This window comes from Microbacterium sp. BLY, assembly GCF_017939615.1.
Taxonomy (GTDB): domain Bacteria; phylum Actinomycetota; class Actinomycetes; order Actinomycetales; family Microbacteriaceae; genus Microbacterium.
Window position 1 is genome coordinate 2,907,068 of the sequence record NZ_JAGKSR010000001.1, and the last position, 26,980, is coordinate 2,934,047.

The 26,980-nt window shown below is 70.6% G+C and carries 22 protein-coding genes; 8 read left to right on the top strand and 14 right to left on the bottom strand.

Translation table 11 applies throughout. From position 1 onward, the window contains the following. Window positions 1–33: 33 nt before the first annotated feature. On the top strand, window positions 34–1,989 hold the full coding sequence (gene pknB / locus KAF39_RS14255; protein ID WP_210677832.1) for a Stk1 family PASTA domain-containing Ser/Thr kinase: 1,956 nt from the start codon (window positions 34–36) through the stop codon (window positions 1,987–1,989). 61 nt (window positions 1,990–2,050) lie between these two features. Here the strand turns inward: pknB and KAF39_RS14260 are convergent, their stop codons facing one another. After that, window positions 2,051–3,391, bottom strand: coding sequence for a class II 3-deoxy-7-phosphoheptulonate synthase (locus tag KAF39_RS14260; RefSeq protein ID WP_210677833.1), 1,341 nt, complete (start codon window positions 3,389–3,391; stop codon window positions 2,051–2,053). Between the two features lie 47 nt (window positions 3,392–3,438). Then, the gene (locus KAF39_RS14265) at window positions 3,439–4,128 is read right to left on the bottom strand and encodes a 1-acyl-sn-glycerol-3-phosphate acyltransferase (protein WP_210677834.1); all 690 of its coding nucleotides are present in this window, start codon (window positions 4,126–4,128) and stop codon (window positions 3,439–3,441) included. Between the two features lie 151 nt (window positions 4,129–4,279). On the opposite strand from KAF39_RS14265, the gene KAF39_RS14270 reads away from it, so the two are divergent. Then, window positions 4,280–6,112 (top strand): long-chain fatty acid--CoA ligase, encoded by a 1,833-nt coding sequence (locus KAF39_RS14270; RefSeq protein ID WP_210677835.1) that lies wholly within the window; start codon window positions 4,280–4,282, stop codon window positions 6,110–6,112. Window positions 6,113–6,202: 90 nt separating this feature from the next. Here the strand turns inward: KAF39_RS14270 and def are convergent, their stop codons facing one another. The 3 genes from def to KAF39_RS14285 all read right to left on the bottom strand — a co-directional run bounded on the left by def (window position 6,203) and on the right by KAF39_RS14285 (window position 11,690). After that, complete coding sequence (gene def / locus KAF39_RS14275) at window positions 6,203–6,694, bottom strand: peptide deformylase (RefSeq protein ID WP_210677836.1); 492 nt, start codon at window positions 6,692–6,694, stop codon at window positions 6,203–6,205. Next, the gene (locus tag KAF39_RS14280) at window positions 6,694–8,217 is read right to left on the bottom strand and encodes a MinD/ParA family protein (RefSeq protein WP_210677837.1); all 1,524 of its coding nucleotides are present in this window, start codon (window positions 8,215–8,217) and stop codon (window positions 6,694–6,696) included. The genes def and KAF39_RS14280 overlap by 1 nt, the downstream gene beginning before the upstream one ends. Before the next feature lie 65 nt (window positions 8,218–8,282). Beyond that, window positions 8,283–11,690 (bottom strand): pyruvate carboxylase, encoded by a 3,408-nt coding sequence (locus KAF39_RS14285; protein ID WP_210677838.1) that lies wholly within the window; start codon window positions 11,688–11,690, stop codon window positions 8,283–8,285. A gap of 92 nt (window positions 11,691–11,782) precedes the next feature. Here KAF39_RS14285 and KAF39_RS14290 point away from each other — a divergent pair, with 92 nt between their 5' ends. Beyond that, a complete protein-coding gene (locus KAF39_RS14290; RefSeq protein WP_210677839.1) occupies window positions 11,783–12,595 on the top strand; it encodes a ParA family protein in 813 nt (270 codons plus the stop codon). Window positions 12,596–12,661: 66 nt separating this feature from the next. On the opposite strand, the gene KAF39_RS14295 is transcribed toward KAF39_RS14290, so the two are convergent. The 3 genes from KAF39_RS14295 to KAF39_RS14305 form a co-directional block, all read right to left on the bottom strand. After that, window positions 12,662–13,207 carry a MerR family transcriptional regulator gene (locus KAF39_RS14295; RefSeq protein WP_025105106.1) on the bottom strand — a complete coding sequence of 182 codons (546 nt, stop codon included), beginning with the start codon at window positions 13,205–13,207 and terminating at the stop codon, window positions 12,662–12,664. 99 nt (window positions 13,208–13,306) lie between these two features. Continuing rightward, window positions 13,307–13,993, bottom strand: a complete 687-nt coding sequence (locus tag KAF39_RS14300; protein ID WP_210677840.1) for a MerR family transcriptional regulator — start codon at window positions 13,991–13,993, stop codon at window positions 13,307–13,309. Beyond that, window positions 13,993–14,478 (bottom strand): FHA domain-containing protein, encoded by a 486-nt coding sequence (locus KAF39_RS14305; protein ID WP_210677841.1) that lies wholly within the window; start codon window positions 14,476–14,478, stop codon window positions 13,993–13,995. The genes KAF39_RS14300 and KAF39_RS14305 overlap by 1 nt, the downstream gene beginning before the upstream one ends. Window positions 14,479–14,578: 100 nt before the next feature. Between KAF39_RS14305 and KAF39_RS14310 the strand changes: the two genes are divergently transcribed. Together KAF39_RS14310 and lpdA are read left to right on the top strand one after the other, a co-directional pair. Then, a complete protein-coding gene (locus KAF39_RS14310; RefSeq protein ID WP_210677842.1) occupies window positions 14,579–15,235 on the top strand; it encodes a copper resistance CopC family protein in 657 nt (218 codons plus the stop codon). 9 nt (window positions 15,236–15,244) lie between these two features. Then, window positions 15,245–16,642 (top strand): dihydrolipoyl dehydrogenase, encoded by a 1,398-nt coding sequence (gene lpdA / locus KAF39_RS14315; RefSeq protein ID WP_210677843.1) that lies wholly within the window; start codon window positions 15,245–15,247, stop codon window positions 16,640–16,642. Between the two features lie 53 nt (window positions 16,643–16,695). Here the strand turns inward: lpdA and KAF39_RS14320 are convergent, their stop codons facing one another. The 6 genes from KAF39_RS14320 to KAF39_RS14345 form a co-directional block, all read right to left on the bottom strand. Further along, a complete protein-coding gene (locus KAF39_RS14320; protein ID WP_210677844.1) occupies window positions 16,696–17,814 on the bottom strand; it encodes an NAD(P)/FAD-dependent oxidoreductase in 1,119 nt (372 codons plus the stop codon). Next, on the bottom strand, window positions 17,801–18,520 hold the full coding sequence (locus KAF39_RS14325) for a methyltransferase domain-containing protein (RefSeq protein ID WP_307805220.1): 720 nt from the start codon (window positions 18,518–18,520) through the stop codon (window positions 17,801–17,803). The genes KAF39_RS14320 and KAF39_RS14325 overlap by 14 nt, the downstream gene beginning before the upstream one ends. A 2-nt stretch (window positions 18,521–18,522) precedes the next feature. Then, window positions 18,523–19,680 (bottom strand): type III polyketide synthase, encoded by a 1,158-nt coding sequence (locus KAF39_RS14330; RefSeq protein WP_246878318.1) that lies wholly within the window; start codon window positions 19,678–19,680, stop codon window positions 18,523–18,525. 62 nt (window positions 19,681–19,742) lie between these two features. Next, window positions 19,743–20,357 carry a CYTH domain-containing protein gene (locus KAF39_RS14335; RefSeq protein ID WP_210677846.1) on the bottom strand — a complete coding sequence of 205 codons (615 nt, stop codon included), beginning with the start codon at window positions 20,355–20,357 and terminating at the stop codon, window positions 19,743–19,745. Continuing rightward, window positions 20,350–20,562, bottom strand: a complete 213-nt coding sequence (locus KAF39_RS14340) for a response regulator (RefSeq protein WP_210677847.1) — start codon at window positions 20,560–20,562, stop codon at window positions 20,350–20,352. The genes KAF39_RS14335 and KAF39_RS14340 overlap by 8 nt, the downstream gene beginning before the upstream one ends. Before the next feature lie 47 nt (window positions 20,563–20,609). Continuing rightward, window positions 20,610–21,080, bottom strand: a complete 471-nt coding sequence (locus KAF39_RS14345) for an A24 family peptidase (protein ID WP_210677848.1) — start codon at window positions 21,078–21,080, stop codon at window positions 20,610–20,612. A gap of 130 nt (window positions 21,081–21,210) precedes the next feature. Here KAF39_RS14345 and KAF39_RS14350 point away from each other — a divergent pair, with 130 nt between their 5' ends. From KAF39_RS14350 to KAF39_RS14360, 3 genes are read left to right on the top strand one after another with little or no spacing between them, the layout of a single operon-like run. Beyond that, on the top strand, window positions 21,211–21,996 hold the full coding sequence (locus KAF39_RS14350) for a hypothetical protein (protein ID WP_210677849.1): 786 nt from the start codon (window positions 21,211–21,213) through the stop codon (window positions 21,994–21,996). After that, entirely contained in the window at window positions 21,993–23,531 is a 1,539-nt protein-coding gene (locus KAF39_RS14355; RefSeq protein WP_210677850.1) for a DNA polymerase Y family protein, read from the top strand. Before KAF39_RS14350 ends, KAF39_RS14355 begins: the two co-directional genes overlap by 4 nt. Continuing rightward, complete coding sequence (locus KAF39_RS14360; protein WP_210677851.1) at window positions 23,531–26,980, top strand: error-prone DNA polymerase; 3,450 nt, start codon at window positions 23,531–23,533, stop codon at window positions 26,978–26,980. Before KAF39_RS14355 ends, KAF39_RS14360 begins: the two co-directional genes overlap by 1 nt.

The following is a 26,980-nucleotide window of genomic DNA, read 5'->3' on the forward strand; positions in this document are numbered from 1 at the left end:
GGGCTTTCAGCCAATCGTCCATAGACTTCTGTCGTGACGACCAATCATCAGGCCGACCCCCTCATCGGGCGGCTTGTCGACGGTCGCTACCGCGTCCGCGCCCGCATCGCCCGCGGCGGCATGGCCACCGTGTACGTCGCCACCGACCTCCGCCTGGAGCGCCGCATCGCCCTGAAGGTGATGCACGCCCACCTCAGCGACGACTCCGCGTTCCAGAGCCGATTCATCCAGGAGGCCCGCGCTGCCGCGCGCCTCGCCGACCCGCACGTCGTCAACGTGTTCGACCAGGGTCAGGACGGCGAGCTCGCGTATCTCGTGATGGAGTACCTGCCCGGGATCACCCTGCGCGAACTCCTCCGCGAGCAGAAGCGCCTCACCGTCGCCCAGACGATCACCATCATGGACGCCGTCCTCGCCGGGTTGTCCGCCGCGCACCGCGCCGGCATCGTCCACCGCGACGTCAAGCCGGAGAACGTGCTGCTCGCCGAGGACGGCCGCATCAAGATCGGCGACTTCGGGCTCGCCAGAGCGACGACCGCGAACACCGCGACCGGCCAGCAACTGCTCGGCACCATCGCCTACCTGGCCCCCGAGCTCGTGACGCGCGGCACCGCGGACGCCCGCAGCGACATCTACGCGCTCGGCATCATGCTCTACGAGATGCTCGTCGGCGAGCAGCCCTACAAGGGCGAGCAGCCGATGCAGATCGCCTTCCAGCACGCCACCGAGTCGGTGCCTCGTCCGAGCGTGCGCAACCCGGCGGTGCCGGAACAGCTCGACGAGCTCGTGCTCTGGGCCACTGAGAAGTCCCCGGACGAGCGACCGGATGACGCCCAGCAGATGCTGGACCGCCTGCGCGAGATCGAGCGGGAGATCGGCGTGGCTCCGGCCGTCACCCGGACGACCGGGACGTCGCGCGACCAGGCGGATTCCGGAGACCTGACCAAGGTCATGGCCGGCACGATGGTCATGCCCGAGCCGGCGACCGCCTCCTCCCCCGCCGTCGACAACGCGACGATCCTGCGGCGCCGGGCGTCCCGCCGCCGCGCCCGCGGCGCCTTCCTGCTCTCGTTGGTGCTGCTGCTGGCCGTCCTCGCCGGTGGGGTGGGCTGGTGGTTCGGGTCCGGGCCGGGATCGCTCATCGCGGTCCCCGACGTCGCCGGGCAGACCTACGACGCCGCGGCGGCCGACCTCACCGAGGCGGGCTTCGAGCCCACCCAGAGGGATCAGTTCTCCGTGGACGTCGAGAAGGGCATCGTCATCGAGACGGATCCGGGCCAGGGCGCCAGGGTCGACAAGGGCACCACCGTCACGGTCATCGTCTCCGCGGGCCCCGCCTCCCACGACCTCGCCCCCGTCGCCGGTCAGCCGGCCGACGACGTGCGCGCGGCGCTGGAGGCGGCGAACCTCGAGATCACCGAGGACGAGGAGTACTTCACGGACGCCGCGGCCGGCTCGGTGATCAACGTCCGCATCACTCCGCGCGGCGGCGGCGACGCGTTCGGGTGCGACGAGGGCTGCACGGTGCACGAGAAGGACACCGCCACCATGCAGGTGTCGCGGGGGCCCGTCCCCGACGTCACGGACATGACCGTCGCGCAGGCCACCGAGGCCCTGACCGGCAAAGGTCTCAAGGTCGCCGAGGAGAGCATCTACCGCCCGAGCGACTCGATCGGCAAGGACCGCGTGATCGGGTACGCCGACCGGGCCGAAGAGGGGTCCTGGCGACCGGGCGAGACGATCCAGCTCATCATCTCCCAGGGGCCACCGCTCTTCGATGTGCCGGATGTCTCCGGCATGACGCGCGATGAGGCCACCGCGGCACTGCGTGACGCCGGTTTCACCTGGAGCTACACCAGCAGCACCGGACTCCCGGACTCGGTGTGGGACCTGCTCGCGAACGAGAACACCCGCGTCGAGTCGTACAGCCCGTCCGAACCGCAGCGCAAGGGTGCGAGCATCACCCTCACGATGAGCTTCGCGGGCTGATCCCCGGGGACGACGAAGGGGCCGGAACATCGTTCCGGCCCCTTCGCGCAACCGCTCCGGGTCAGCGCTTCTCGAGCTCCTCGGCCACGAGGAACGCCAGCTCCAGGGACTGCATGTGGTTCAGACGCGGGTCGCACAGGCTCTCGTAGCGCGTCGCGAGCGCCGCTTCGTCGATCTGCTCGGATCCGCCGAGGCATTCGGTGACGTCGTCACCGGTCAGCTCGACGTGGATGCCGCCGGGGAAGGTACCCACCGCACGGTGCGCCTCGAAGAACCCGCGCACCTCGTCGACGACGTCGTCGAAGCGCCGCGTCTTGTAGCCGGTGGGCGTGGTGATGCCGTTGCCGTGCATGGGGTCGGTCACCCACAGCGGCTGGGCGCCGGACTCCCGGACCGCCTCCAGCAGCGGAGGCAGCGCGTCGCGGATGCGGCCCGATCCCATCCGGGTGATGAAGGTGAGCCGGCCAGGCTCGCGCTCCGGGTCGAGCTTGTCGATGAGCGCCAGCGCCGTCTCCGGCGTCGTGGTCGGACCCAGCTTCACGCCGATCGGGTTGCGGATCTTCGAGAAGTAGTCGACGTGCGCGCCGTCGAGCTCACGCGTGCGCTCCCCGATCCACAGGAAGTGGGCCGAGGTGTTGTACGGGGTGTCCGTACGGGAGTCGATGCGCGTCATCGGGCGCTCGTAGTCCATGAGCAGACCCTCGTGACCGGTGAAGAACTCGACGCGCTTCAGCTCGTCGAAGTCGGCGCCGGCGGCCTCCATGAACTTGATCGCACGATCGATCTCCGCGGCCATGCGCTCGTACCGCTGGTTGGCGGGGTTCTGTGCGAAGCCCTTGTTCCAGGAGTGCACCTCGCGGAGATCCGCGAATCCTCCCTGGGTGAACGCGCGGATGAGGTTCAGCGTCGACGCCGCGGTGTGGTACCCCTGCAGCAGGCGCCCCGGGTCGGCCTGGCGGGAACCCTCGGTGAAGTCGTAGCCGTTGACGATGTCGCCGCGGTAGGCCGGCAGCGTGACCTCTCCGCGCGTCTCGGTGTCGCTGGAGCGCGGCTTGGCGAACTGCCCGGCCATGCGGCCCATCTTGACGACCGGCATGGAGGCACCGTACGTGAGGACGACGGCCATCTGCAGCACGGTCTTGATGCGGTTGCGGATCTGGTCCGCAGTCGCCCCGGCGAAGGTCTCGGCGCAGTCGCCGCCCTGCAGCAGGAAGGCCTGCCCGGAGGCGGCCCGGGCAAGACGGTCGCGGAGGTTGTCGACCTCACCGGCGAAGACCAGCGGCGGCAGGCTCGAGATCTGCCGGGAGACGTCGGCGACGCGGTCCGCGTCCGGCCACTGCGGCTGCTGCTTGATGGGAAGCGAGCGCCAGGCATCAAGGGCTTCGATGTGGTGCGGGAGCATGCGTCCAGCCTAGTGGTCGGCGACACCCCCGAGATGCCCGGAGAAGCCTATGTGACGCGGGCCGGGAGACGGTCTTTGACCGTCGACGCGTAGACGTCCTCGTACTCCTGCTGACCGAGCCGCTGGAGCGCCACCATGATCTCGTCGGTGACGGAACGGAGGATGTAGCGGTCGTTCTCCATGCCCGCGTACCGGGAGAAGTCGAGGGGCTCGCCGATGACGATCCCGACCCGCATGACCCGCGGGATCCGACGCCCGATGGGCATGGCCGTGTCGGTGTCGACCATGATGACGGGGACCACGGGGACCTTCGCCTCGAGCGCCATGCGGGCGATCCCGGTGCGGCCGCGATAGAGCTTTCCGTCCGGGCTGCGTGTGCCCTCGGGGTAGATGCCCAGCAGGTCGCCGCCTCCGAGGACCTGCAGGCCGGTGTTGAGGGACGCCTCGGACGCCTTGCCACCGGAGCGGTCGATCGGGATCTGCCCGGTGGCCTTCATGAACACCCGGGTGAACCAGCCCTTCAGGCCCCGCCCCGTGAAGTAGTCGCTCTTGGCGAGGAAGGACATCGGGCGGTCGATCACGAGCGGCAGGAAGATGGAGTCCGCGAACGAGAGATGGTTGCTGGCGAGGATCGCCGCCCCGGTCGCGGGCACGTTCTTGCGGCCCACGATCCAGGGGCGGAAGACCGCCTTGACCACGGGGCCGATCACGACGTACTTCATCAGCCAGTAGAACATCGAGGTGAAGTCTAGCGCCGTGCCGCGGATCGCCCGCGTGTTCGCGGGAACGACACCCGGAAAGCGACTCAGTTTCACCCTGACCGCGACCGGGTGCCATGCCCTAGACTCGGAGGAACGCACGTGCCCGACCGGTACCGAAGGAGCTGCCGTGGTCCAGTTTGAAGTCCCCGCGATCGTCCCCGCCGATCCCGACGCGAACGTCGCCGACCTGCTTGCGAAGCGCGCCGAGGCGACTCCCGACCGGGCGTTGTTCTCCGTCCCGCAGGGCGACGGATGGCGCGACATCTCCGCCGCCGACTTCGAGACCGCGGTGATCGCGCTCGCGAAGGGATTCGCGGCCGCCGGCATCCAGCCCGGAGAGAAGGTTGGCTTCCTCGCCCGCACCACCTACGAGTGGAGCCTGATCGACTTCGCGCTGTTCTACGCCGGCGTCGTGATGGTGCCGATCTACGAGACCAGCTCCCCGTCGCAGATCCAGTGGATCCTCGAGGACTCGGGCGCGATCGCCCTCATCGTCGAATCGCCCGAGCACTTCGCCCGCGTCGACGAGGTCCGTGGTGATCTTCCGCTCCTCCGCGAGGTCTGGCAGCTGCACCTGGGCGCGATCGACACGCTCACCGCACAGGGGGCCTCCGTCTCCGACGACGAGATCCGCCGCCGCCGGAGCCTCGCCGTGGGATCCGACATCGCGACCCTCATCTACACCTCAGGGTCGACCGGTCGCCCCAAGGGCTGCGTGCTCACGCACAGCAACTTCGTCGAGCTGTCCCGCAACTCCGCCAAGGCCCTCGACGAGGTCGTGCAGACACCCGGCTCGTCCACCCTGCTCTTCATCACCACGGCGCACGTCTTCGCCCGTTTCATCTCGATCCTCAACGTGCACGCGGGCGTCCGCACCGGGCACCAGCCGGACACCCGTCAGCTGCTGCCCGCGCTCGGGTCGTTCAAGCCGACCTTCCTCCTGGCCGTCCCCCGCGTGTTCGAGAAGGTGTACAACTCCGCCGAGCAGAAGGCCGAGGCGGGCGGCAAGGGCAAGATCTTCCGGGCGGCCGCCGACGTGGCGATCGAGCACTCCCGGCTCCTCGAGGAGGGGAAGAAGATCCCGTTCGGGATGAAGCTCAAGTTCGCGCTGTTCAACAAGCTCGTGTACTCCAAGCTGCGCGAGGCGATGGGCGGGAACGTCGTCTACGCCGTCTCCGGATCCGCGCCCCTCGGCGCCCGCCTCGGCCACTTCTTCCACAGCCTCGGCGTCGTGATCCTCGAGGGCTACGGCCTCACCGAGACGACGGCGCCCGCCACCGTCAACCTCGCGACCAAGTCGAAGATCGGCACCGTCGGTCCCGCCCTTCCCGGCGTCGGCCTGCGTCTCGCCGACGACGGCGAGATCGAGGTCCGCGGGATCAACGTCTTCAAGGAGTACTGGAACAACCCGGAGGCCACCGCCGAGGCGTTCAGCGATGGCGGCTGGTTCCACACCGGCGACATCGGCAGCTTCGATGCCGACGGCTTCCTCACCATCACCGGCCGGAAGAAGGAGATCATCGTCACGGCGGGCGGGAAGAACGTCGCGCCCGCCGCGCTCGAGGACCCGATCCGCGCGAACCCGATCGTGGGGCAGGTGGTCGTCGTCGGCGACCAGCGTCCGTTCATCTCGGCGCTGGTCACGCTCGACACCGAGATGCTGCCGACCTGGCTCGCCAACAACGGCCTCGACGAGAAGATGTCGCTGGCGGAGGCGTCGACGAACCCCCAGGTCCGCGCCGAGGTCCAGCGCGCGGTCGACGCCGCGAACCAGCGGGTCTCGCGGGCGGAGTCGATCCGCAAGTTCACGATCCTCGACACGGAGTGGACGGAGGCGTCCGGCCATCTCACTCCGAAGCTGTCCATCAAGCGGAACATCATCATGAACGACTTCGCCGACGAGATCGCGGCGATCTACGACGAGCCCGTGGCGACGACCAACGTCCCGATCGGCGGCTGACCGTTCGCCGACCCACCCCCTTCTGATCGAACCGGCCCCTTGCGCTCGTGCGTAAGGGGCCGGATCGTACGGAAGGGGGTGGGTCGGCGGCTAGAACCAGGAGCTCTCGCGGACCTCGCGCATCGCGATCTTCCGGGTCTCGGGGTCGAGTCGCGACAGGAAGAGCTTGCCGTCGAGGTGGTCGGTCTCATGCTGGAGCGCCTGCGCCAGCAGCCCCTCCCCCTCGAGCACGACAGGGCGACCGTCGAGGTCGATGCCCTCCACCCGCGCCCACGGGTACCGCTGGGCGTCATGCCACAGGCCGGGTACCGAGAGGCACCCCTCGCCCGTGGGCTGCGGCTCGCCACGCACCTCGGTGAGCACCGGATTCAGCACATAGCCGATCTCCCCGTCCACGTTGTAGCTGAAGGCACGGAGGGCGACGCCGATCTGCGGGGCCGCCACCCCCGCCCGCCCCGGCAGCTCGACGGTCTCCAGGAGATCGGTCACGAGCGCGCGCACGCCGTCGTCGATCTCCTCGATGGGAGCACACACCGTGCGCAGCACCGGGTCGCCGAAGATGCGGATCTCGCGAACCGTCATCAGGCGGCCTTCGCCCGCAGGCCCTCGACGAGGAGCGCCGCGAGCTCCCGCGCCGCCTTCCTCGTCTCCGGGAGGAGGTTGGCGAAGACGATGGTCCCGCCGGCCGCGATCTGCGGGTCGTACGGCACGCGGACCACGCTGCGAGCACGGGTCGCGAAGTGCGCCTCGAGCTCCCCCAGACGCACGAGGGGCGTCCCCGGCGTCGACTGGTTCAGCACGACGATCGCATCGCGGGCCTGCTGCGCGTAGCCGTTCGTCTCCAGCCACGTGAGCGTCTCGGAGGCCAACCGCGCCTCGTCCACGCTGAGCCCGGAGACGATCACGATCTGATCAGCGAGGTCGAGCGTCGCCGACATGACCGAGTGGACGATGCCGGTGCCGGTGTCGGTGAGCACGAGGGAGTAGTAGTGCGCCGCCACATCGGCGACGTCCCGGTAGTCGGTGTCGCTGAAGGCCTCCGCGACGCGAGGGTCCGCGTCCGACGCGAGCACGTCGAGCCGGGTCGCATCGCGCGCCACGATCGCGGAGATGTCGTGGTAACCGCGCACGTCGTCGCGGATGCGGACGAGGTCGCGCACGGACTTGCCGTGCTGCGGACGCTGCACCCGGTCGGCGAGGGTGCCGCGGTCCGGATTCGCGTCCACCGCGATGACGCGATCCTCCCTGGCATCGGCGAGCGCCATGCCCAGAAGCGCGGTGATCGTGGTCTTCCCCACTCCGCCCTTGCGGGAGAGCACGGGAACGAACCGGGCGCCACCCGCGAGCGGGGCGGCGATCCGTGCCGTGAGCGCCTTGCGCTCCCGCGCCCGTCGCCCATCACCGATGTTCAGCCGTCGTCCGGACAGCGTGTAGAGCAGGTGACTCCACCCGCCCTCGGGCTCCGGCTTGGTCACGCGGTGCGGGTCGAGCAGGCGGTCGGGCGTGAGGAGGTCAGCGGACTCCCGCGCGGACTCCCCCAGCTCACCGAGACGCTTGGACGTGAGGGTGACGTCGGTGCGGGGCGCCGGCCGCGCGGCCGCGGGGACAACAGGCTTTCCGTCGGCTTCGGGCATCGTGGTCTCCTTCTGCACGGGCGTCGTCTTCTGCACGGGCGTCGTCGTGGCGCGTGCCGACGCCGAGGCGCGGATCGGGGCCGCGGTCTCCGCGCGGTCGGCGACGGCCTTCGCGAGGAACAACGCCGCGGCGGTCTCCTCCTCCGCGGTGTCGTCGGTCGCGATCTCGGGCGTCGGAGCTGTGGCGGGCTCGTCCACCACGACCGCCTCGATCACCTCGTCGCGTCGCGGTGCGTCGTCCACGGGCCTCGGTGCGGCGGGAAGGGTGAGGTCGTCGACGATGAGATCGCCGATAACCTCCCCCTCCACCACGCCGTCGTCCGCGAGATCGTCATCGTCCTCCGTGGGAAGGGTCACGCGCACCTGCGCGGTTCCCCCCAGGATGCCGATGCCGGTGGTATCCACCGACGCGGCGTCGTCGAGTACGCCCAGCGACCCGTCTTCGGGGTCGCCGTTCTTCTTCGCGGTCACGTGTCACTCCAAACCTGTGCGAGCCTCGGGATGCGCCCAGGGTGCGCGGCCTCGCCCGCACAAGATTAGTGCGCGGGTCGGATCACGACCAAAAGATCGCCGGCGTCCACCTGCTGCGTCTCGGCGATGGCGTGCCGCTCGACGACGCCGTCGACGGGGGCCGTGATCGCGGCTTCCATCTTCATCGCCTCGATCGACGCGACCGGCTCGCCCGCGCGCACCGTCGCCCCCACCTCCGCCTTGAGGGTGACCACGCCCGAGAAGGGGGCCGCCACCTGCCCGGGGACGGAGGTGTCCGCCTTCTCCACCTCGTGCGCCTCCACCGCGATGGAACGATCGCGCACGAACACCGGTCGGAGCTGGCCGTTCAGGGTCGTCATCACGGTCCGCATGCCCTTGTCGTCCGCCTCGCCGATCGCCTCGAGCCCGACATACAGCTGCACGCCGCGATCGATCTCGATGAGATGCTCCTGCCCGGGCACGAGCCCGTACAGGTAGTCGCTGGTGTCGAGCACGGAGAGGTCGCCGTACTGCTCGCGGCGCTCGCAGAACTCGGCCGTGGGAGCCGGGAAGAGGAGCGTGTTCAGACGGGATCGGCGCTGCTCGCTGGTCCCCGCCAGCTCCGCCTCATCCTGATCTGTGAGCGCCGTCAGCCCGGTGCGAACGGAACGACCGGCCAGCACCTTGGAACGGAACGGCTCCGGCCACCCTCCGGGGAGGTCGCCGAGCTCGCCCGCCATGAATCCGACGACGGAGTCGGGCACGTCGTACTTCTCGGGGTTCGCCTCGAAGTCGGCGGGGTCGGCCTTCACCGCGGCGAGGTGCAACGCCAGATCGCCGACCACCTTCGACGACGGCGTGACCTTGGGGACGCGTCCGAGGATGCGGTCCGCCGCGGCGTACATGTCCTCGATGAGCTCGAAGTCGTTGGCGAGGCCGAGGGCCTTGGCCTGCTGCCGCAGGTTGGACAGCTGCCCGCCCGGGATCTCGTGGTGGTACACGCGTCCCGTGGGTCCGGGAAGCCCCGACTCGAACGGCGCGTACTGACGACGAACCGCCTCCCAGTACGGCTCCAGATCGGAGACCGCTGCCAGGGAGAGCCCGCTGTCCCGCTCGGTGTGGGCGAGGGCCGCCACGAGCGACGACAGCGAGGGCTGACTCGTGGTGCCGGAGAGCGGTGCCGACGCCGCGTCCACGGCGTCCACACCGGCCGCGCTGGCGGCGAGAAGGGTGGCGAGCTGACCGCCCGGGGTGTCGTGCGTGTGCAGGTGGACGGGGAGCTCGAAGCGCTCGCGCAGGGCGGAGACGAGCTTCGCCGCGGCGGCCGGACGCAGCAGACCCGCCATGTCCTTGATCGCGAGGATGTGGGCGCCGGCGGCGACGATCTGATCCGCCAGGCCCAGGTAGTAGTCGAGGGTGTAGAGCTGCTCGGCGGGATCCAGCAGATCACCGGTGTAGCACAGCGCGACCTCGGCCACCGCGGTCCCGGTGGCACGGACCGCCTCGATCGCCGGGCGCATCTGCTCCACATCGTTGAGCGCATCGAAGATGCGGAAGATGTCGACACCGCTCGCGGCCGCCTCCGCGACGAAGGCCTCCGCCACCGCCGTCGGGTACGGGGTGTACCCGACGGTGTTGCGTCCGCGCAGCAGCATCTGGATCGCGACGTTCGGCAGGGCCGCCCGCAGCTTGTCGAGACGCTCCCACGGGTCCTCCCCGAGGAAGCGCAGCGCCACATCGTACGTGGCACCGCCCCACGCCTCGACGGACAGCAGTTCCGGGGTGAGGCGGGCGAGGTACGGTGCGGCGGCGACGAGGTCCTTCGTGCGGACGCGTGTCGCGAGGAGCGACTGGTGGGCGTCCCGGAACGTCGTGTCGGTGATCGCCAGAGCCGTCTGCTGTCGGAGCCCGCGAGCGAACTCCTCGGGGCCGACCGCGAGCAGCCGCTGCCGGGAGCCCGGGACGGGCTCCTGGCCGAGATCGATCGCGGGGAGCTTGTCGGCGGGATCGATCACACCCGGGTGCGCGCCGTGGGGCTTGTTCACCGTCACGTCGACGAGCCAATTGAGGATCTTCGTCCCGCGGTCCTTCGAGACCCGTCCACGCAGGAGCTCGGGACGTTCGTCGATGAAGGAGGTGCTGACATCGCCGCGGATGAAGGCCTCGTCCTCCAGCAGCGCCTGCAGGAACGGGATGTTCGTGGACACCCCGCGGATGCGGAACTCCGCGAGGGCCCGCCGCGCGCGGGCCACGGCTGCAGGGAAGTCGCGTCCACGGCAGGTCAGCTTCGCCAGCATCGAGTCGAAGTGCGGGCTGATCTGCGCCCCCTGGTGCACCGTGCCCCCGTCGAGCCGGATCCCCGCGCCGCCCGGCGAGCGGTAGGTGGTGATCTTGCCGGTGTCGGGCCGGAAGCCCTGAGTCGGGTCCTCCGTGGTGATGCGGCACTGCAGCGCGGCACCGCGCAGGTGCAGGTTCTCCTGCTGGAGTCCGAGCTCGGCAAGGGTCTGCCCCGCAGCGATGCGCATCTGGCTCTGCACGAGGTCGACGTCGGTGACCTCCTCGGTGACCGTGTGCTCGACCTGGATGCGCGGATTCATCTCGATGAACACGACCTCGCCCGCGCGCTCCCCCGCCGTCTCCAGCAGGAACTCGACGGTGCCGGCGTTCTCGTACCCGATGGAGCGGGCGAAGGCGACGGCGTACCCGTGCAGCGCGCGGCGCACGTCGTCGTCCAGGTTGGGGGCGGGCGCGATCTCCACGACCTTCTGATGCCGCCGCTGCACGGAGCAGTCGCGCTCGAACAGGTGCACCGTCTCACCGGTCTTGTCGGCGAGGATCTGCACCTCGATGTGCCGGGGTCGCACGACGGCCTGCTCGAGGAACATCCGCGGATCGCCGAATGCGCTCCCCGCTTCACGCATCGCCTCGGCGAGGGCGGGACCGAGATCCCCGAGCGTCTCGACGCGCCGCATGCCGCGGCCCCCGCCGCCGGCGACCGCCTTGGCGAACAGGGGGAAGCCGATCTCCTCCGCCTGGGCGACGAGCGCCTCGACGTCGTCCGAGGCCTCGGTCGAGCGGAGCACGGGGACGCCCGCCTCGACGGCGTGGCGCTTCGCCTCGACCTTGTTGCCGGCCATCTCCAGGACCTTCGCCGGCGGGCCGATGAAGACGATGCCGTTCGCCGCGGCCTTCTCCGCCAACTCGGGGTTCTCGGAGAGGAAGCCGTAGCCCGGGTAGATGGCGTCGGCGCCCGCTTCGGTGGCGACGCGGATGATCTCGTCCACGTCCAGGTAGGCGCGGACCGGATGGCCGCGCTCGCCGATCTCGTACGCCTCGTCGGCCTTGAGCCTGTGGACCGAGCCGCGGTCCTCGTGCGGGAAGACGGCGACGGTGCGCGCCCCCACCTCCACGGCCGCTCGGAATGCCCGGATCGCGATCTCGCCACGATTCGCCACAAGGATCTTCTGGAACATGCACACCTCTGAGAGCTCGATGCACGGCCGAAGCACGCACATGGGGCGGGGCTGAGTGTTCCCCCAGCCTAGGGGAAGGTAACGTGGAGTCCGTGCACGTACTCAGCGTCAGCTCTCTCAAGGGAGGCGTCGGCAAGACGACCGTGACACTCGGGCTGGCCTCCGCGGCTTTCGCCCGAGGCGTCCGGACGCTCGTCGTCGACCTCGACCCGCAGTCCGACGTCTCCACCGGGATGGACATCCAGGTCGCCGGACGACTCAACATCGCCGATGTGCTGGCGAACCCGAAGGAGAAGACCGTCCGTCAGGCGATCACCTCCAGCGGCTGGGCCAAGGTCCACCCCGGCACGATCGACGTGCTGATCGGCAGCCCCTCCGCCATCAACTTCGACGGCCCGCACCCGAGCGTGCGCGACGTGTGGAAGCTCGAGGAGGCCCTCGCGGCCGTCGAGGCGGACTACGACCTCGTGCTCATCGACTGCGCCCCGTCGCTGAACGCCCTGACCCGCACTGCCTGGGCGGCGAGCGACCGGGTCATGGTCGTCACCGAGCCCGGCCTCTTCTCCGTGGCGGCCGCGGACCGCGCCCTCCGCGCGATCGAGGAGATCCGTCGCGGACTCTCCCCCCGCCTGCAGCCGCTCGGCATCGTCGTCAACCGCGTCCGGCCGCAGTCGATCGAGCACCAGTTCCGCATCAAGGAGCTGCGGGACATGTTCGGCCCCCTGGTCCTCTCGCCCCAGCTCCCGGAGCGCACCTCGCTGCAGCAGGCGCAGGGCGCCGCGAAGCCGCTGCACATCTGGCCCGGTGATTCCGCGCAGGAGCTCGCCGCCGACTTCGACCAGCTCCTCGACCGCATCATCCGTACGGGGCGCGTCCCCGTTACGGAGAACGGACCGCAGAGCTGACGCGACGCCACACGAAACGGCCATCCTCTTCGAGGGTGGCCGTTCTTCGTGAAGCGGGAGGAGGCGTCAGGCGGTGCGCTTGGCGCGTCGGGCCGAGAGCTCGTCGACGGGGTCCGGAGCGGTCGGATCGAAGGCGACGAGGGTCGACTCCACCTCGCGGAGGACCTTGCCGACGGCGATGCCGAAAACGCCCTGACCACGGCTGACGAGGTCGATCACCTCATCGTTCGACGTGCAGAGGTAGACGGACGCGCCATCGCTCATGAGGGTCGTGCCCGCGAGGTCGCGGATGCCGGCACGACGGAGCTCGTCCACGGCGGTGCGGATCTGCTGCAGGGAGATGCCGGTGTCGAGCAGGCTCTTGACGAGCTTGAGCACGAGGATGTCGCGGAAACCGTAGAGACGCTGCGAGCCGGAGCCGTTCGCGCCGCGGACCGTGGGCTCCACGAGCTCGGTACGAGCCCAGTAGTCCAGCTGACGGTACGTGATGCCGGCGGCGCGAGCGGCGACCGCACCGCGGTACCCGACCTCGTCATCCATCGCGGGCAGACCGTCCGTGAAGAGGAGTTCGGTCACGAACCGCGGGTCGCCTGCGAGCTCATCCGCATTCATCTGAAATCCTCCCTGGAACGGTTATCTCCACGGTAGAGCAGGGTCCCGGCACCGGCAACGACATCCGTGCGCCGCCGAAGGTGTGTCGCAATCAGTTCGTTACGAAAGGATGCGCGTGAGCGCGTCCTTCACGAACAGGGTCCGCACGTCGTCGATCCTCTTGGCCAGCTCGGGAGCCAGCTCGTTCGCCCGCGCGCGTGAGGTGGCGTCCGTCCGCCGCAGCAGCGTGGACAGCGCCGACTCGATGAGGGACACCTCGCGCTCCGCGCCCTGCCGGAGGGAGCGGAGGTGACGCGGCTCGATGCCGTGGCGGTCGAGCGCCACGAGTCCCCGCAGCAGCGCGACGGTGGACTCGGGATAGGTCTCCTGGGCGGTGATCACACCCGTGCTGATCGCATCGTTGAGCAGCTGCGGGCCCGCACCGGCGGCGGCCAGAAGCTCCTCCCGGCGGTAGCGGCGCGGTGCGGGGGCGATCGAGGGCGGCGGGGCGAGCGCGGCGGCCTCCCCCGAGGCCTCCGCCTCGTCGAGCTGCTCCCGGATCACGCTGAGCGGCAGGTAGTGGTCCCGCTGCAGGGTGAGGCCCAGACGGAGCCGTTCGATGTCGGCGGCCGAGAACTTCCGGTACCCGGACTCCGTGCGCGACGGGCGGACGATGCCCTGCACCTCGAGGAACCGCAGCTTGCTGGAGGTCAGGTCGGGGAACTCCGGTGTGAGGCGGGCGAGCACCTGACCGATGCTCAGCAGGCCCGCGGACGCCGAGCGTTCGCGGGCGGGAGTCCCCGCCATCAGGCGGTCGCCGCGACGCGATCGAGCGGTGACGCGAAGAAGTTCAGCCGGAACTTGCCGACCCGGAGTTCAGAGCCGTCCACCAGGGTGCTGCGGTCGACGCGCTCCCCGTTGACGTAAGTGCCGTTGAGCGACCGCTGGTCGATGATCTCGAACGTCGTCCCGTTGCGGGTGATCTCTGCATGGCGGCGCGACACCGTGACGTCGTCGAAGAAGATGTCGGCCTCGGGATGACGCCCCACCGTGGTCACGTCGGTGTCGAGCAGGTAGCGGGCTCCCGCGAGTGCGCCGGAACGCACGAGCAGCAGCGCCGAGCCCGACGGCAGCGCCGCGATCGCCGACTGCTCGACATCGGTCAACTCCACGCCGAACGGCACGAAGGACAGATCGGAGTCGTGTCCGAACGTCTGCGTCACATCGTGTCTGGGCTCGCCGGAGCGATGGATGGCGGCTTCACCGGCCGGTCGGCTGTCGCTGTCTGTCACTGTGCCCTCCTGACTGTCCAGACTATCCGATCCGGAGCGCCGCGCGGGAGCCGGGTTTCACACTCAGCGGTCCCATACCGGGGATTCATAGGCTGGACTCGTGAAGACCAAAGCCCTGCGCCGCCCCGCCACCCCGATCGCCCTCGCAGCTGGCCTCCTCGCCACCTTCCTCGTGCTCTTCTCCCCGCTGTCGGCGTCCGCCCACGACGCCCTCCTGTCGTCGTCGCCCGCGGCGGACAGCACGGTCGAGACGCTGCCCTCGGCTCTCACGCTCACCTTCAACGCCAAGCTGATCGACGGCGAAGGGGCGACGGAGCTCGTCGTCACCGATCCGACGGGCGCCTCGGTGATCGACGGCTCCCCCACCGTCGACGGAGCGATCGTGACCCAGCCCCTCCGCGGCTCGGGCCCGGCGGGCGAGTACCACGTGGTGTGGAAGGTCGTCTCCAGCGACGGCCATCCGACGTCCGGGGAGTTCTCCTTCACCGTCTCGGTCGGTGACGAGGGCACGGCGACGGCGGAGCCCACCGCCGCTCCGACCACGGCCGCCCCCACCACGGCGCAGACCGCCGCACCCGAGCCCCCCGCGACGACCACGCCCGCGGCCGCGGACGGCGGCGACAGCGGCGCATCGGCGTGGATCTGGGCGATCTCGATCGCCGGGGTGCTCGCCGCGCTGGCGGTGGCCGTCTGGCTGACGATGCGCGGTCGGAGAGGCACCGCTCCGACCGATTCCGACGCCCCCTCGGAGCGATAGGCTTAAGGCATGCCACATTACGACGTCGTCATCCTTGGTGCAGGTCCTGGCGGATACGTCGCTGCGGTTCGCAGCGCGCAGCTCGGTCTGTCCACCGCCATCATCGAGGAGAAGTACTGGGGTGGTGTCTGCCTCAACGTCGGCTGCATCCCTTCCAAGGCGCTCCTGAAGAACGCGGAGATCGCGCACACGCTGAACCACAAGGCCGACTTCTTCGGGATCTCCGGAGAGTTCACGATCGACTACGGCAAGGCGTTCGACCGCAGCCGTGTCGTCGCGGACGGCCGGGTCAAGGGCATCCACTTCCTCATGAAGAAGAACAAGGTGACCGAGTACGACGGCCGCGGCACCTTCACCGGCCCGAAGGCCATCTCGGTCGCGAAGTCGGACGGCTCCACCGAGGAGGTCACGTTCGACAACGTGATCATCGCGACCGGATCGAAGGTCCGCCTCCTCCCCGGCGTGCAGCTCAGCGAGAACGTGGTGACTTACGAGGAGCAGATCCTCTCCCGCGAGCTGCCGAAGTCCATCGTGATCGTCGGCGCCGGCGCCATCGGCATGGAGTTCGCCTACGTGATGACGAACTACGGCGTGAAGGTCACGATCATCGAGTTCCTCGACCGCGCGCTTCCCAACGAGGACGCCGACGTGTCGAAGGAGATCACGAAGCAGTACAAGAACTACGGCGTCGACATCCTCACCTCCACCAAGGTCGAGTCGGTCGTCGACAACGGCTCCTCCGTGACCGTCTCCTACACGGGCAAGGACGGCCAGCAGGCCTCGATCGACGCCGACAAGGTGCTCATGTCGGTCGGCTTCGCCCCGAACGTCGAGGGCTTCGGGCTCGAGAAGACGGGCGTGAAGCTCACCGAGCGCGGTGCGATCGACATCGACGACCACATGCGCACGAACGTCGAGGGCATCTACGCTATCGGCGACGTCACCGCCAAGCTGCAGCTCGCCCACGTGGCCGAGGCGCAGGGCGTCGTCGCAGCCGAGACGATCGGCGGCGCGGAGACCATGCCCCTGGGCGACTACCGGATGATGCCGCGGGCGACCTTCTGCTCGCCGCAGGTGGCGTCGTTCGGACTCACCGAGCAGCAGGCGAAGGACGAGGGCCGCGAGATCAAGGTCGCGACCTTCCCGTTCATGGCCAACGGCAAGGCGCACGGCCTCGGCGAGCCGGTCGGCTTCGTCAAGCTCATCGCCGACGCCGAGCACCTGGAGCTCATCGGCGCGCACATGATCGGTCCGGACGTGTCGGAGCTGCTGCCCGAGCTGACGCTCGCGCAGAAGTGGGACCTCACGGCTCTCGAGCTGGCCCGCAACGTCCACACGCACCCGACGCTGTCGGAGGCGCTGCAGGAGGGCTTCCACGGGCTCGCCGGCCACATGATCAACTTCTGATCCGTCGCCTCGAGAAGGCCCGGTCCGCGCATCGCGGACCGGGCCTTCTCGCGTCACAGGCCGCGCATCGTGATGAGGCCGGTCGTCCAGCCGCGCAGTGGCGGAGAGCCGAGCGCACGCACCAGTCCCTCGCGGGCGACCGCCACCGGCGCGACCACCGGGGAGCCCATCGCCATGAAGAACGCGGAACGCCGCTGCGCTCTCCCCGCGGAGCGCCGGACACCCCGGGCGAAGCCGTCGAGGAGAGGAAGGGCCTGGGGATCGGTCCCGCGCAGCGCGGCGGCGAGACGGAGGGCGTCCGCCCAGCCGAGGTTCATGCCCTGCCCGCCGATCGGACTCACCTCGTGCGCGGAGTCCCCGAGGAGCACCACGCGACCGCGGTGCACTCGGCGGGCCGCATGCTGGGCCGCGCGGAAAGACGACACCGCGGCCCGGGGGTCCCCCTCGACCCGCTCCCCGGTGCGGTGCGCGACCATGGCGGCCAGCTCGGCCGCCGAGGACACGGTCTGACCGGAGCCCGTCCGCACCACCCAGCGACGCCGACCTCCCGGCAGCGGGAACGACTCGACCAGCCCTTCCGATTCGAAGAACAGCACGGCACGATCGTCCTCGGGCGCATCGACATCGAGCATCGTGTAGGTCGCGGCCCCGGGCCGGGAGACCCACCCGGCACCGAATGCCGCACGCAGCCGGCTCCGCACGCCGTCGGCGACGATCACGACGGACGCCGTCTCCTCCCGCCGGCCCCATGCGTCGTGGATCCCGACGCGGACGAAGGGACCGACGTCCCGCACGGATCGGACGGCGGACCCGGGTCGCAGCGCCTCGGGCTGCAGCTCCCGGAGTCGGGTGCGCAGCAGCCCTTCCGTGCGCGGCTGCGCGAGCGTGAGGATGGGGCGTTCCGCCGGGAAGGTCAGCGACGCGAGGCATCGACCGCGGCTGCGCACCTCGCCACCCGACAGCCGGAGAGCCTCGGCGCGCACGCCGGCGCCCACCCCCGCCGCATCGAGGGCGTCGAGCCCCGGACGGTGGATGCCGATGGCCCGCGTCCGCGTGCCTGGCCCGGTGCGGCGCTCGCACACCCGCACCCGGCGCCCGTCCTGCGCCAGGAGGCAGGCGACGAGCAGGCCCACGGGACCGCCGCCGACGATCAGGACGTCATGGTCGGCCATCCGCCGCCTCCCAGCGCAGTTCGAGCCGCGCCGGCAGGTGCGACCGCACCTCCCAGCCCGACGGGACGACCGCCGCGAGCTCGTCCGGCGTATAGGAGCGCCGGATGCTCAGGAGGCCGTCGACCCGGATGAACGAGCCCGCGAGGGCGTTGCGCGCCAGAGGCCAGGTGCCCGCGGCGAAAGCCGTGTACGCCAGGCGGCTGCGCGCGATGTCGTGATGGGAGATGAGGCCGCGGGGACCGGCCAGCGCCCGGGAGTCCTCGAGGACCGTGCGCAGCGCCCCCGCGTCGAGATGATGGAGGACGTGGTTGGACAGCACCACATCGTAGGTGTCCCCTTCCGCCACGAGGTCGCCGGAGAAGGCATGGCGATAGCGGATGCCCGCACCGTCGTCATGCGCGGAGGCCCAGCGCACCGCCCGCTCGTCGGCATCGAGCGCGGTGATGTCGGCCTGCAGCCCGTCCCGACGCAACCGCCGGACCAGATCCCGGCACAGATCGCCCCCTCCCGCGCCGATGTCCAAAACCCGCACCCGGCGGCCGGACGCCGCCCGGGGACGGATGTCTCGTCGGTAGAGACGCCCGGGACGGGACACGACCGCGTTCACCGCGCCGAAGCGCTGATACGTGCGGCCGAGCGCCTCGTCGTCCGCGTCGGGATCATCCATGAGCTCGACGATGTCGACCGCGCGCGTCGAGAGGTCCACGGTCACGAGGCGGCGGCGACCACGGTAAGCAGCGCGCTCTCGGCAGTGAGGCCCGGCCCGAAGGCCATCGCCGCGACCCGGTCGCCGGGCTCCGCGCCTTCCTGCTCGAGGATGCGCTTCAGGACGAACAGCACGGTCGCGCTGGACATGTTCCCGAACCGGCGGAGGGTCTCCCGCGCCGGACGCAGTTGCACGTCACTCAGGGTCAGCCGCTCCTGGACGCGGTCGAGGATGCTCCGACCGCCGGGGTGGATGGCCCAATGGCGCACGCGATCCCCCACGCGCCCCGCGGCGAAGGCCTCGGCCAGGGCGTCCTCCCGGCCGTAGAGCGGAGTCAGCGCCCCGATGATCGACTCTCCGATGATCTGCGGGACGGCGGTCGAGAGGATCATCTCGAATCCGGAGTCGCCGATCGTCCATGCCATGTCGTCCACGCCCTCGGGAACGATCGCGGTGTGGAAGCCGTCCAGCCGGAGCGCGGGGACGGTCGTGGGGAGGTCCCGCGCCGTCACGATGCCGGCGGCCGCCCCGTCGGCGAACAGAGAGGACGCCACGATGGTGTCCGGATCCTCGGAGGAACGGAGGTGCAGGGTGCACAGTTCGACGCTGACCACGAGGACGACGGCCTCCTGATCGGCGGCGCAGAACTGCCCGGCGGCGCGGAGGGCCGGCATCGAGGCGTAGCAGCCCATGAAGCCGAAGTGATAGCGCTGGACGGCGTCCGACAGTCCGAGTCCGCGCACGATCTCGTACTCGGGTCCCGGAGCGTGGAAGCCGGTACAGGAGACCGTGATGACGTGCGTCACGTCCTCGGGGCCCAGATCGGGGTCCGCCTCGAGGGCGCGGCGCGCGGCCTCGACGAAGAGGCGGGAGGCCTCGCGCGTGTAGACGTCGTTGCGCGCCTTCGTGCCCGGCGCCAGCAGGTGCCCGGAACCACGGTCGTAGAACAGCGGCTCCTCCGGGGCGGCGCCGTCGGCCAGTTCCGCGATCACGGTGTGCCGCGTGTCGATGCCGGAGACGTTGAACGAGGTCGCCACGATGCGCTGCGCCAGACGCCCCAGGTCGGGCTGCGCGGCGAAGACGTCCCGCACCTGCTCCTGGACGAGGACGGTCTCGGGGACGATCGTCTGCAGTGATCGGAGCACGGGCGGTCGACTCATGTCGTCACTCAATCACCCCGGCGCCATCAGCGGAAAGGGGTTGCGCCGGAATGGCGCGCCGCCTAGAACCCGAGAGCGCGGGCGAGCTTCGAGTCGGAGCCGGCACCGCGGCCGCCGACCGCACGCACCGCCTGCTCCACGGCGGCGAAGAACGCCGCACGCCCGGCTTCGTCGGACGGAGCCGCCGGCCCGAGCTCGACCTCCCACTCCCGCCATGTCCGGCGCGTGCCGCCGCGGAGGTCGGTGGCGCGCACGTGGTCGTCGACGAACTCCGCCAGCACGCCACCGGGCCCGGTGAGCAGGTAGGCCGTGCGGTCGTTCTCGATGCGTGCGAGGGGCTCCAGAGGCGCGGTCGTCCACTCGGCGATCGCTTCGAGCACCGGGGCGGGGATCCCCTCGTCATCGCCGAGGGGCCACCCGAGCTCCAGGCGACCGTCACCCTGCCGGGGACCTTTGACGTGCCACCCCTCGTCGGGTCCGCCGGAGCGGCGACGCAGCGCGACGCCCGCGCGGGCGAGCGTCCCTGTCGCGGTGTCGAGGTAACGGGCGTCGAGCGCGCGATGCTCGCCGGGCGAGACCGCGTCCACCCCGGGGACCGTCGTCCAGTCCGGCAGCGGGGTCGCGTCGTCGACGTCGTACTTGCGCTCGACCTCGACGGTGCGGGAGGGCTCAGTCATCCTCGAGCGTGAGGTCTTCGAGGGCCTCTTCGAACCAGTAGTCGATCTCGGTGGGACCGTCGCCCTCCCCGGTGTTCTGCGGTTCGCCGCGGCGGTTGTACACCACCTGCGTCTCGCTGTAGGGGACGATCAGCTTGTCGTCCGCGTCGCCGAGGGGGATGATCTGCCCGTCCAGCGGGCCGCCGTGAAGTCGTGCGAGTGCCATGTGCTCAGGGTAGCGCCGCCCTCCCCCTTTGGTCGCGACCTGCGCGGTCAGCCGCCGACGACCCCGAGGATCGCCCCCGCGATCATCCACGGGCCGAAGGCGATGCGGGTGTGCCGGTCGGCCCGACCGGCGGCGAGCAGCACGAGGGCATACGCCGCGCCGAGCACGAAGGCGGACGAGGCGCCGAGGGCGAAGGCGCCCCAACCGTGCCACCCCAGGAGCAGGCCGATCACGAGGGCGAGCTTCACGTCCCCTCCGCCCATTCCCGCCCGGCTGAGCATCCGCAGCACCGCGTAAAACCCTCCGAGCGCGAGGGCCCCGAGCACGCCTCGGCCGAGCGGGGCCGCCTCCCCCGTCACGACCGCATCCGCGGCGAGGACGAGGAGCAGCAGGGACAGGGTGGGCAGCACGATGCGATTCGGGAGTCGGTGCGTGCGGGCATCGATCGCGGTCAGCAGGATGCCGACCGCGAGGAGCCCGCCGTGCACCAGCCCGAGGAGGGCGAGACGGAGGTCCATCCCGGCAGGCTAGAGAGATCCTGGGCGTCGCGGAGCGGCCTGTGGACAACAGCTCTCGCGATGTCGGATGTACGAACTAGCGTCGATCAGGTCACTTGCTTTATTCGTACATATCTTCGAGGATGGACACATGGGGATCGGGCTCGATGCGATGACCGCGCTCTCTCCGACCAGCGACACCCGCGCCGGAGAGGTCCTGCGACTGCGCCGCGAGATCAGCCGGATGCAGCGACGCCGCAGCGATCATGCCCTCCTCCCCCTCGACCCCGCTTTCGCCGCGCTGCTGCCCGACGAAGGACTGCAGACGGGCACCTCGTACACCGTCTCCCCCTCGCCCGCCCTCGTGCTGGCCCTGCTCAGCGCCGCCTCCGGCCGGGGGCACTGGTGCGCGGTGATCGGCATGCCCACTCTGGGTGTCGAGGCCGCCGCCGCCTACGGCATCGATCTGAGCCGGCTGATCCTCGTCCCCGACCCGGGAGACCGTTGGCTCGCGGCCACCTCTGCGCTGGCCGAGGTGGTGCCGCTCCTCGTCGCGCAACCGTCCACGAGAGCGCGCGATGCCGATGTCTCCCGACTGAGCGCGCGCCTGCGCGACCGTGGGGCCACCCTTCTCGTGGCCGAGGAGCCGGGTGCGGGGCGCTGGGCGCAGAGCGAAGGGAGCATCCGCCTCCACGACCCCGACTGGCACGGGCTCGGTGAAGGGTGGGGGCTGCTGTCGGAATGCACGGTGACGGTCACCGCACGGACCAGGCACAGTCCCCGCGCGACGAGCGTGCGGGTGCTTCTGCCGGGTGGGCAGGGAGCCGTGGAGACCGCGGCCACCGAGCTGACCGCTCTGCCGACCCTCTCCCCGCCGATGGCGGACGCCGCTGCGACGGCACCGTCCGAACTCCTCTACTGGGCGGAGGCAGGATGAACGCCCCGCTCCGCGTCCTCGTGCTCTGGTTCCCCGACTGGCCGCTGCGCGCGGCGCTGGGTGGCGGGCATCCGCACCCGCCGACGGCCCTGGTGCAGGCGAACACGGTCGTCGCCTGCACCGCTTCGGCCCGCGCGCACGGGGTGCGGACGGGTCAGCGCCGTCGCGTCGCCCAGGGCCTCCTCTCCTCCCTGCAGGTCCTTCCCCACGACGCCGAGCGGGATGAACGCGCCTTCACCCCGGTGCTGCAGCTCATCGAGAAGCACGCGCCGGGAGTCACGCTGCTGCGCCCGGGACTCGCGATCCTCCGCGCCCGCGGCATCGCCCGCTACCACGGCGGAGAGGCCGAGGCGGGGGCGGCGCTGTCCGCGATCCTCTCCGCAGCCGGCTTCCCCGAAGTGCGCGTCGGTATCGCCGACGGCCCCTTCACCGCAGAGATCGCTGCCCGGGGCACCGCGTCCTGCACCGTGGTCCCGCCGGGCGAGTCGAGGGGGTTCCTGGCCCCATACCCCGTCCAGGTGCTCCGCGACGAGCAGCTGAGCGACCTCCTCCTCCGTCTCGGCGTACGCACCCTGGGTGAGTTCACCGCGCTCGCCCCGCTCGACGTACGCGACCGCTTCGGCGAGCACGGCGCCCGACTGCAGGCGCTCGCCGCCGGCGCCGACTCCCGGCCCCTGACCCCTCGACCACCCGATCCCGAGCTCGCCCGGAGCATCGAGTTCGAGTCGCCCCTCGGAGGCGCGGACCAAGTGGCCTTCGCCGTGCGGCAGACCGCCGACGCCGTGATGCTCGCGTTGGCGGACGCGTCGGTCGTGTGCACCGAGGTGCGGATCGACCTGACCGATGATGACGGCACGGTCCACTCCCGGACGTGGTTGCATCCGACGAGCTTCGACGCCGCCGATCTCGTGGACCGCGTGCGCTGGCAGCTGGAAGCGCTGGCAGCCCGCAACGCCCGCGAGCCCGTCGACGAGGCCCGGGCGTTCGGAGGCATCGTGGCCGCCCGGCTGCTCCCCGTCGCCGTGGACGACGCCGCCCACCATCAGCCCGGGCTCTTCGGTTCCGGCACCGACGAACGCCTGCATCACGCGGTCTCGCGGGTGCAGACCATGCTCGGTCATGAGGGGGTCGTCACGGCGGCCCTCTCCGGAGGGCGCTGGCTCGCCGACCGTCAGGTGCTGACGCCGTGGGGAGAACGTGCGGTGCCGCCTCGCGACCCCCGCTCCCCCTGGCCGGGGAGCCTTCCCGATCCTCTTCCCTCCGAGGTGTTCCGACCGCCGCGTCCCATCGGGGTCGTCGCCGCGGACGGGAGCACGGTCGCCGTCGACGACCGTGGCGCCCTCTCACACGACCCCGCCCGGATCGACGGCGCCCTCGTGCAGGCCTGGGCCGGCCCCTGGCCCGTGCACGAACACCGCTGGAGCACGGACGGCGGCAAACGAGGACACCGGCTCCAGATCGTCGACGACCGCGATCGCGCCTGGCTGGTCTTCCGGGCCGGCGAGCGCTGGTGGGCCGAAGGGAGGTACCGCTGATGGGCTGGCACAATCCGCCGCTGACCTGGGATCAGCTCGAACGCACCCTCAGCGGGGAGTCTGCTCCCGCGTCCGCACCGCCGGGGCTCCGTCCGGACCCCGGCCCCGTGAGCCGTCCCCGGAAGCGCGTCCCCCCTGCCCACCCGGAGCGTCCGGAGAAGGCTGTGCCCTATGCCGAGCTGCACGCGCACTCGTCGTACTCCTTCCTCGACGGGGCGTCCTCACCCGAAGACCTCCTCGCGGAGGCCGAACGCCTCGGCCTGAGCGCGCTCGCGCTCACCGACCACGACGGGTTCTACGGCGCCGCACGGTTCGCCGAGCTTGCAGAGCTCATGGAGCTGCGACTGCAGACCGTGTACGGGGCCGAGCTCTCCCTCGACCTCCCTTCCTCCCCGCAGGGGGCCCCGGATCCGGCCGGTACGCATCTGCTCGTGCTCGCGCGCGGCCTCGAGGGATACCACCGCCTGTCGGGCGCGATCACCGCCGCGCAGCTGCGCGGCGGTGAGAAAGGACGTCCGGTCTATGACCTCGAGGACCTCGCTGCGACCGCCGACGGCCACTGGACGATCTTGACGGGCTGCCGCAAGGGCGCAGTACGGCGGGGCCTCGAGGCGGGAGACGCCGCCGCGCCGCTGCGCCGCCTCGTCGACCTCTTCGGGAGGGACAACGTCAGCGTCGAGCTCTTCGACCACGGCGACCCGCTGGACACGCGACGCAACGACGCCCTCGCCGACCTCGCCCGTCGGATGCGACTGCCCGTCGTGGCGACCAACAACGTGCACTACGCCCGTCCGGATCAGGCCCCTCTCGCCGAGGCGGTGGCCGCGGTCCGCGCGGTCCGGAGCATGGACGAGCTCGACGGCTGGCTGCCGGCCCACGGCGGGGCGCACCTGCGCAGCGGTGCGGAGATGACGGCGCGTTTCCGGCGGTACCCCGGCGCCATCTCCCACGGACTGGAACTGGCGGCGGCCTCCGCGTTCCCGCTGCGGATGGCGCGCCCCGCCCTGCCCCGACAGGACGTGCCGCCGGGGCACACGCCGATGAGCTGGCTGCGGCACCTGGTCTGGGACGCCGTCCCCACGAAGTATCCCCGGCTGGATGCGGAGGGCCATCGGCGCATCCAGCGGGAACTCGACGTCATCGAAGAGAAGGACTTCCCCGGCTACTTCCTCATCGTGCACGGGATCGTGGCGGAGGCCCGGCGACGCGGCATCCTCTGCCAGGGCCGAGGGTCCGCGGCGGCGAGCGCGGTGTGCTACCTCCTGGGCATCACCGCGGTCGATCCGATCCTCTACCGTCTTCCCTTCGAGCGCTTCCTCGCCACCACGCGCACGGAGGAGCCGGACATCGACGTGGACTTCGACTCGCGGCGACGGGAGGAGATCATCCAGTGGGTGTATCGGGAGTACGGCAGGGAACGCGCGGCGCAGGTGGCGAACGTCATCCAGTACCGACCGAAGAACGCGGTCCGCGACATGGCCAGGGCTCTCGGGCACTCTCCGGGGCAGCAGGACTCCTGGTCACGACAGGTGGACGGCTGGGGGTCGGGACTGGAGCCGGTCGACGGCCATGACATCCCCGACACGGTGCTCGACTACGCGGGCGAGCTGCTGAAGGCGCCCCGACATCTGGGTATCCATTCGGGTGGCATGGTGCTCACCGCCCGCCCGGTGGGTGAGGTGGTGCCGGTGGAACACGCGCGCATGGAGGATCGCACCGTCATCCAGTGGGACAAGGACGACGCCGCCTTCATGGGGTTGGTGAAGTTCGATCTGCTGGGCCTGGGCATGCTCGCGGCGCTGCAGCACTGCTTCGATCTCATCCGCGAGGCGACGGGCGAGGAGTGGACGCTGGAGACCCTGCCGAAGGAGGAGGCCGGCGTCTACGACATGCTCTGCCGCGCCGATTCGATCGGTGTCTTCCAGGTGGAGTCCCGCGCACAGATCGGCCTGCTCCCGCGGCTGCAGCCGCGGCGCTTCTACGACCTCGCGATCCAGATCGCCCTCATCCGCCCCGGCCCCATCCAGGGCGGCGCCGTCCACCCGTTCGTCCGGCGGAAGATGGCGAAGGACAAGGTGGACGAGGCGAACAGGGAGCGGGAGGCCAGGGGCGAAGCGCCAGAGGAGTTCCCCATCCCGTATCCGCACAGCGACCTCGAGGACATCCTCGCCCGGACGCTGGGCATCCCCATCTTCCAGGAGCAGCTCATCCAGATGGCCACCGCTGTGGGCGACTGCACCGCTGATGAAGCGGATCTGCTGCGCCGCGCGATGGGGTCGAAGCGAGGTCTGGAGAAGATCGAGAAGGTGAGGGACAAGCTGTACGCGGGCATGGCCCGTCGCGGGCTCGTCGACGAGGCCGCCGACCGCATCTACGCGCAGATCCAGGCGTTCTCGAACTTCGGCTTCGCCGAATCCCATTCCCTGTCCTTCGCTCTGCTCGTCTACGCGAGCTCCTGGCTGAAGCTGCACTATCCGGCCGCCTTCCTCGCGGGCCTGCTGCGGTCGCAGCCGATGGGCTTCTACTCCCCCGCGACGCTCACGGCGGATGCCCGCCGGCACGGTGTGGAGGTCCGCCGGCCGGATCTCCATCTCTCCGGCGCCACCGAGACCCTCGAACCTCTCTCGCCGGACGCCGCAGGCGCGACCGGAAGGGATGACTGCCTGGCCGATCCGCAACCCCCTGTGCACCGGTTCGACCGGAGCGCCCCCGACGAGTCCGCTGCCCACCGGCGGGACGGGCGGTTCGCGGTGCGTCTGGGTCTCAGCGGCATCCGGGGAATCGGGGTGCCGATGGCGGAGCGCATCGTCGCCGAACGCGAGGCGCACGGCCCGTATCGCGATCTCCACGATCTCGTACGCCGGACCGATGCCACGGCCGCGCAGCTGGAGGCCCTAGCCACCGCCGGCGCCTTCACCTGTCTCGGACTGGAGCGTCGGGAGGCGATCTGGCTCGCCGGGGCCGCCGCAGAGGACCGCTCACGTTTCCTTCCGGGCACGACCGTGGCGGTCCAGCCTCCCCTGTTCGCCGATCAGACCAGTTACGAACGCCTCTCAGCGGATCTCTGGGCCACCGGGATCTCCACCGACGACCATCCGATGACGCATTTCCGCACGGACCTCCGCGCTCGGGGCGTCCTGACGGCCGCGGATCTGCAACGGCATGAGACCGGGCGACGAGTCGAAGTGGCCGGTCTCGTCACCCACCGGCAACGCCCCGCCACGGCCGCCGGGGTCACCTTCGTCAATCTCGAGGACGAGAGCGGCCTGGTGAACGTGATCTGCTCCACCGGGGTCTGGGGCCGCTTCGGCCGGATCGCGCGGGAGTCCCCGGCGCTCATCATCCGCGGCATCCTCGAGCGTTCCCCGGAAGGCGTGGTCAACGTCCTGGCCGATGCCTTCGAAGACCTCCGCACCGGCGTCGCACACCGCTCGAGGGACTTCCGGTGA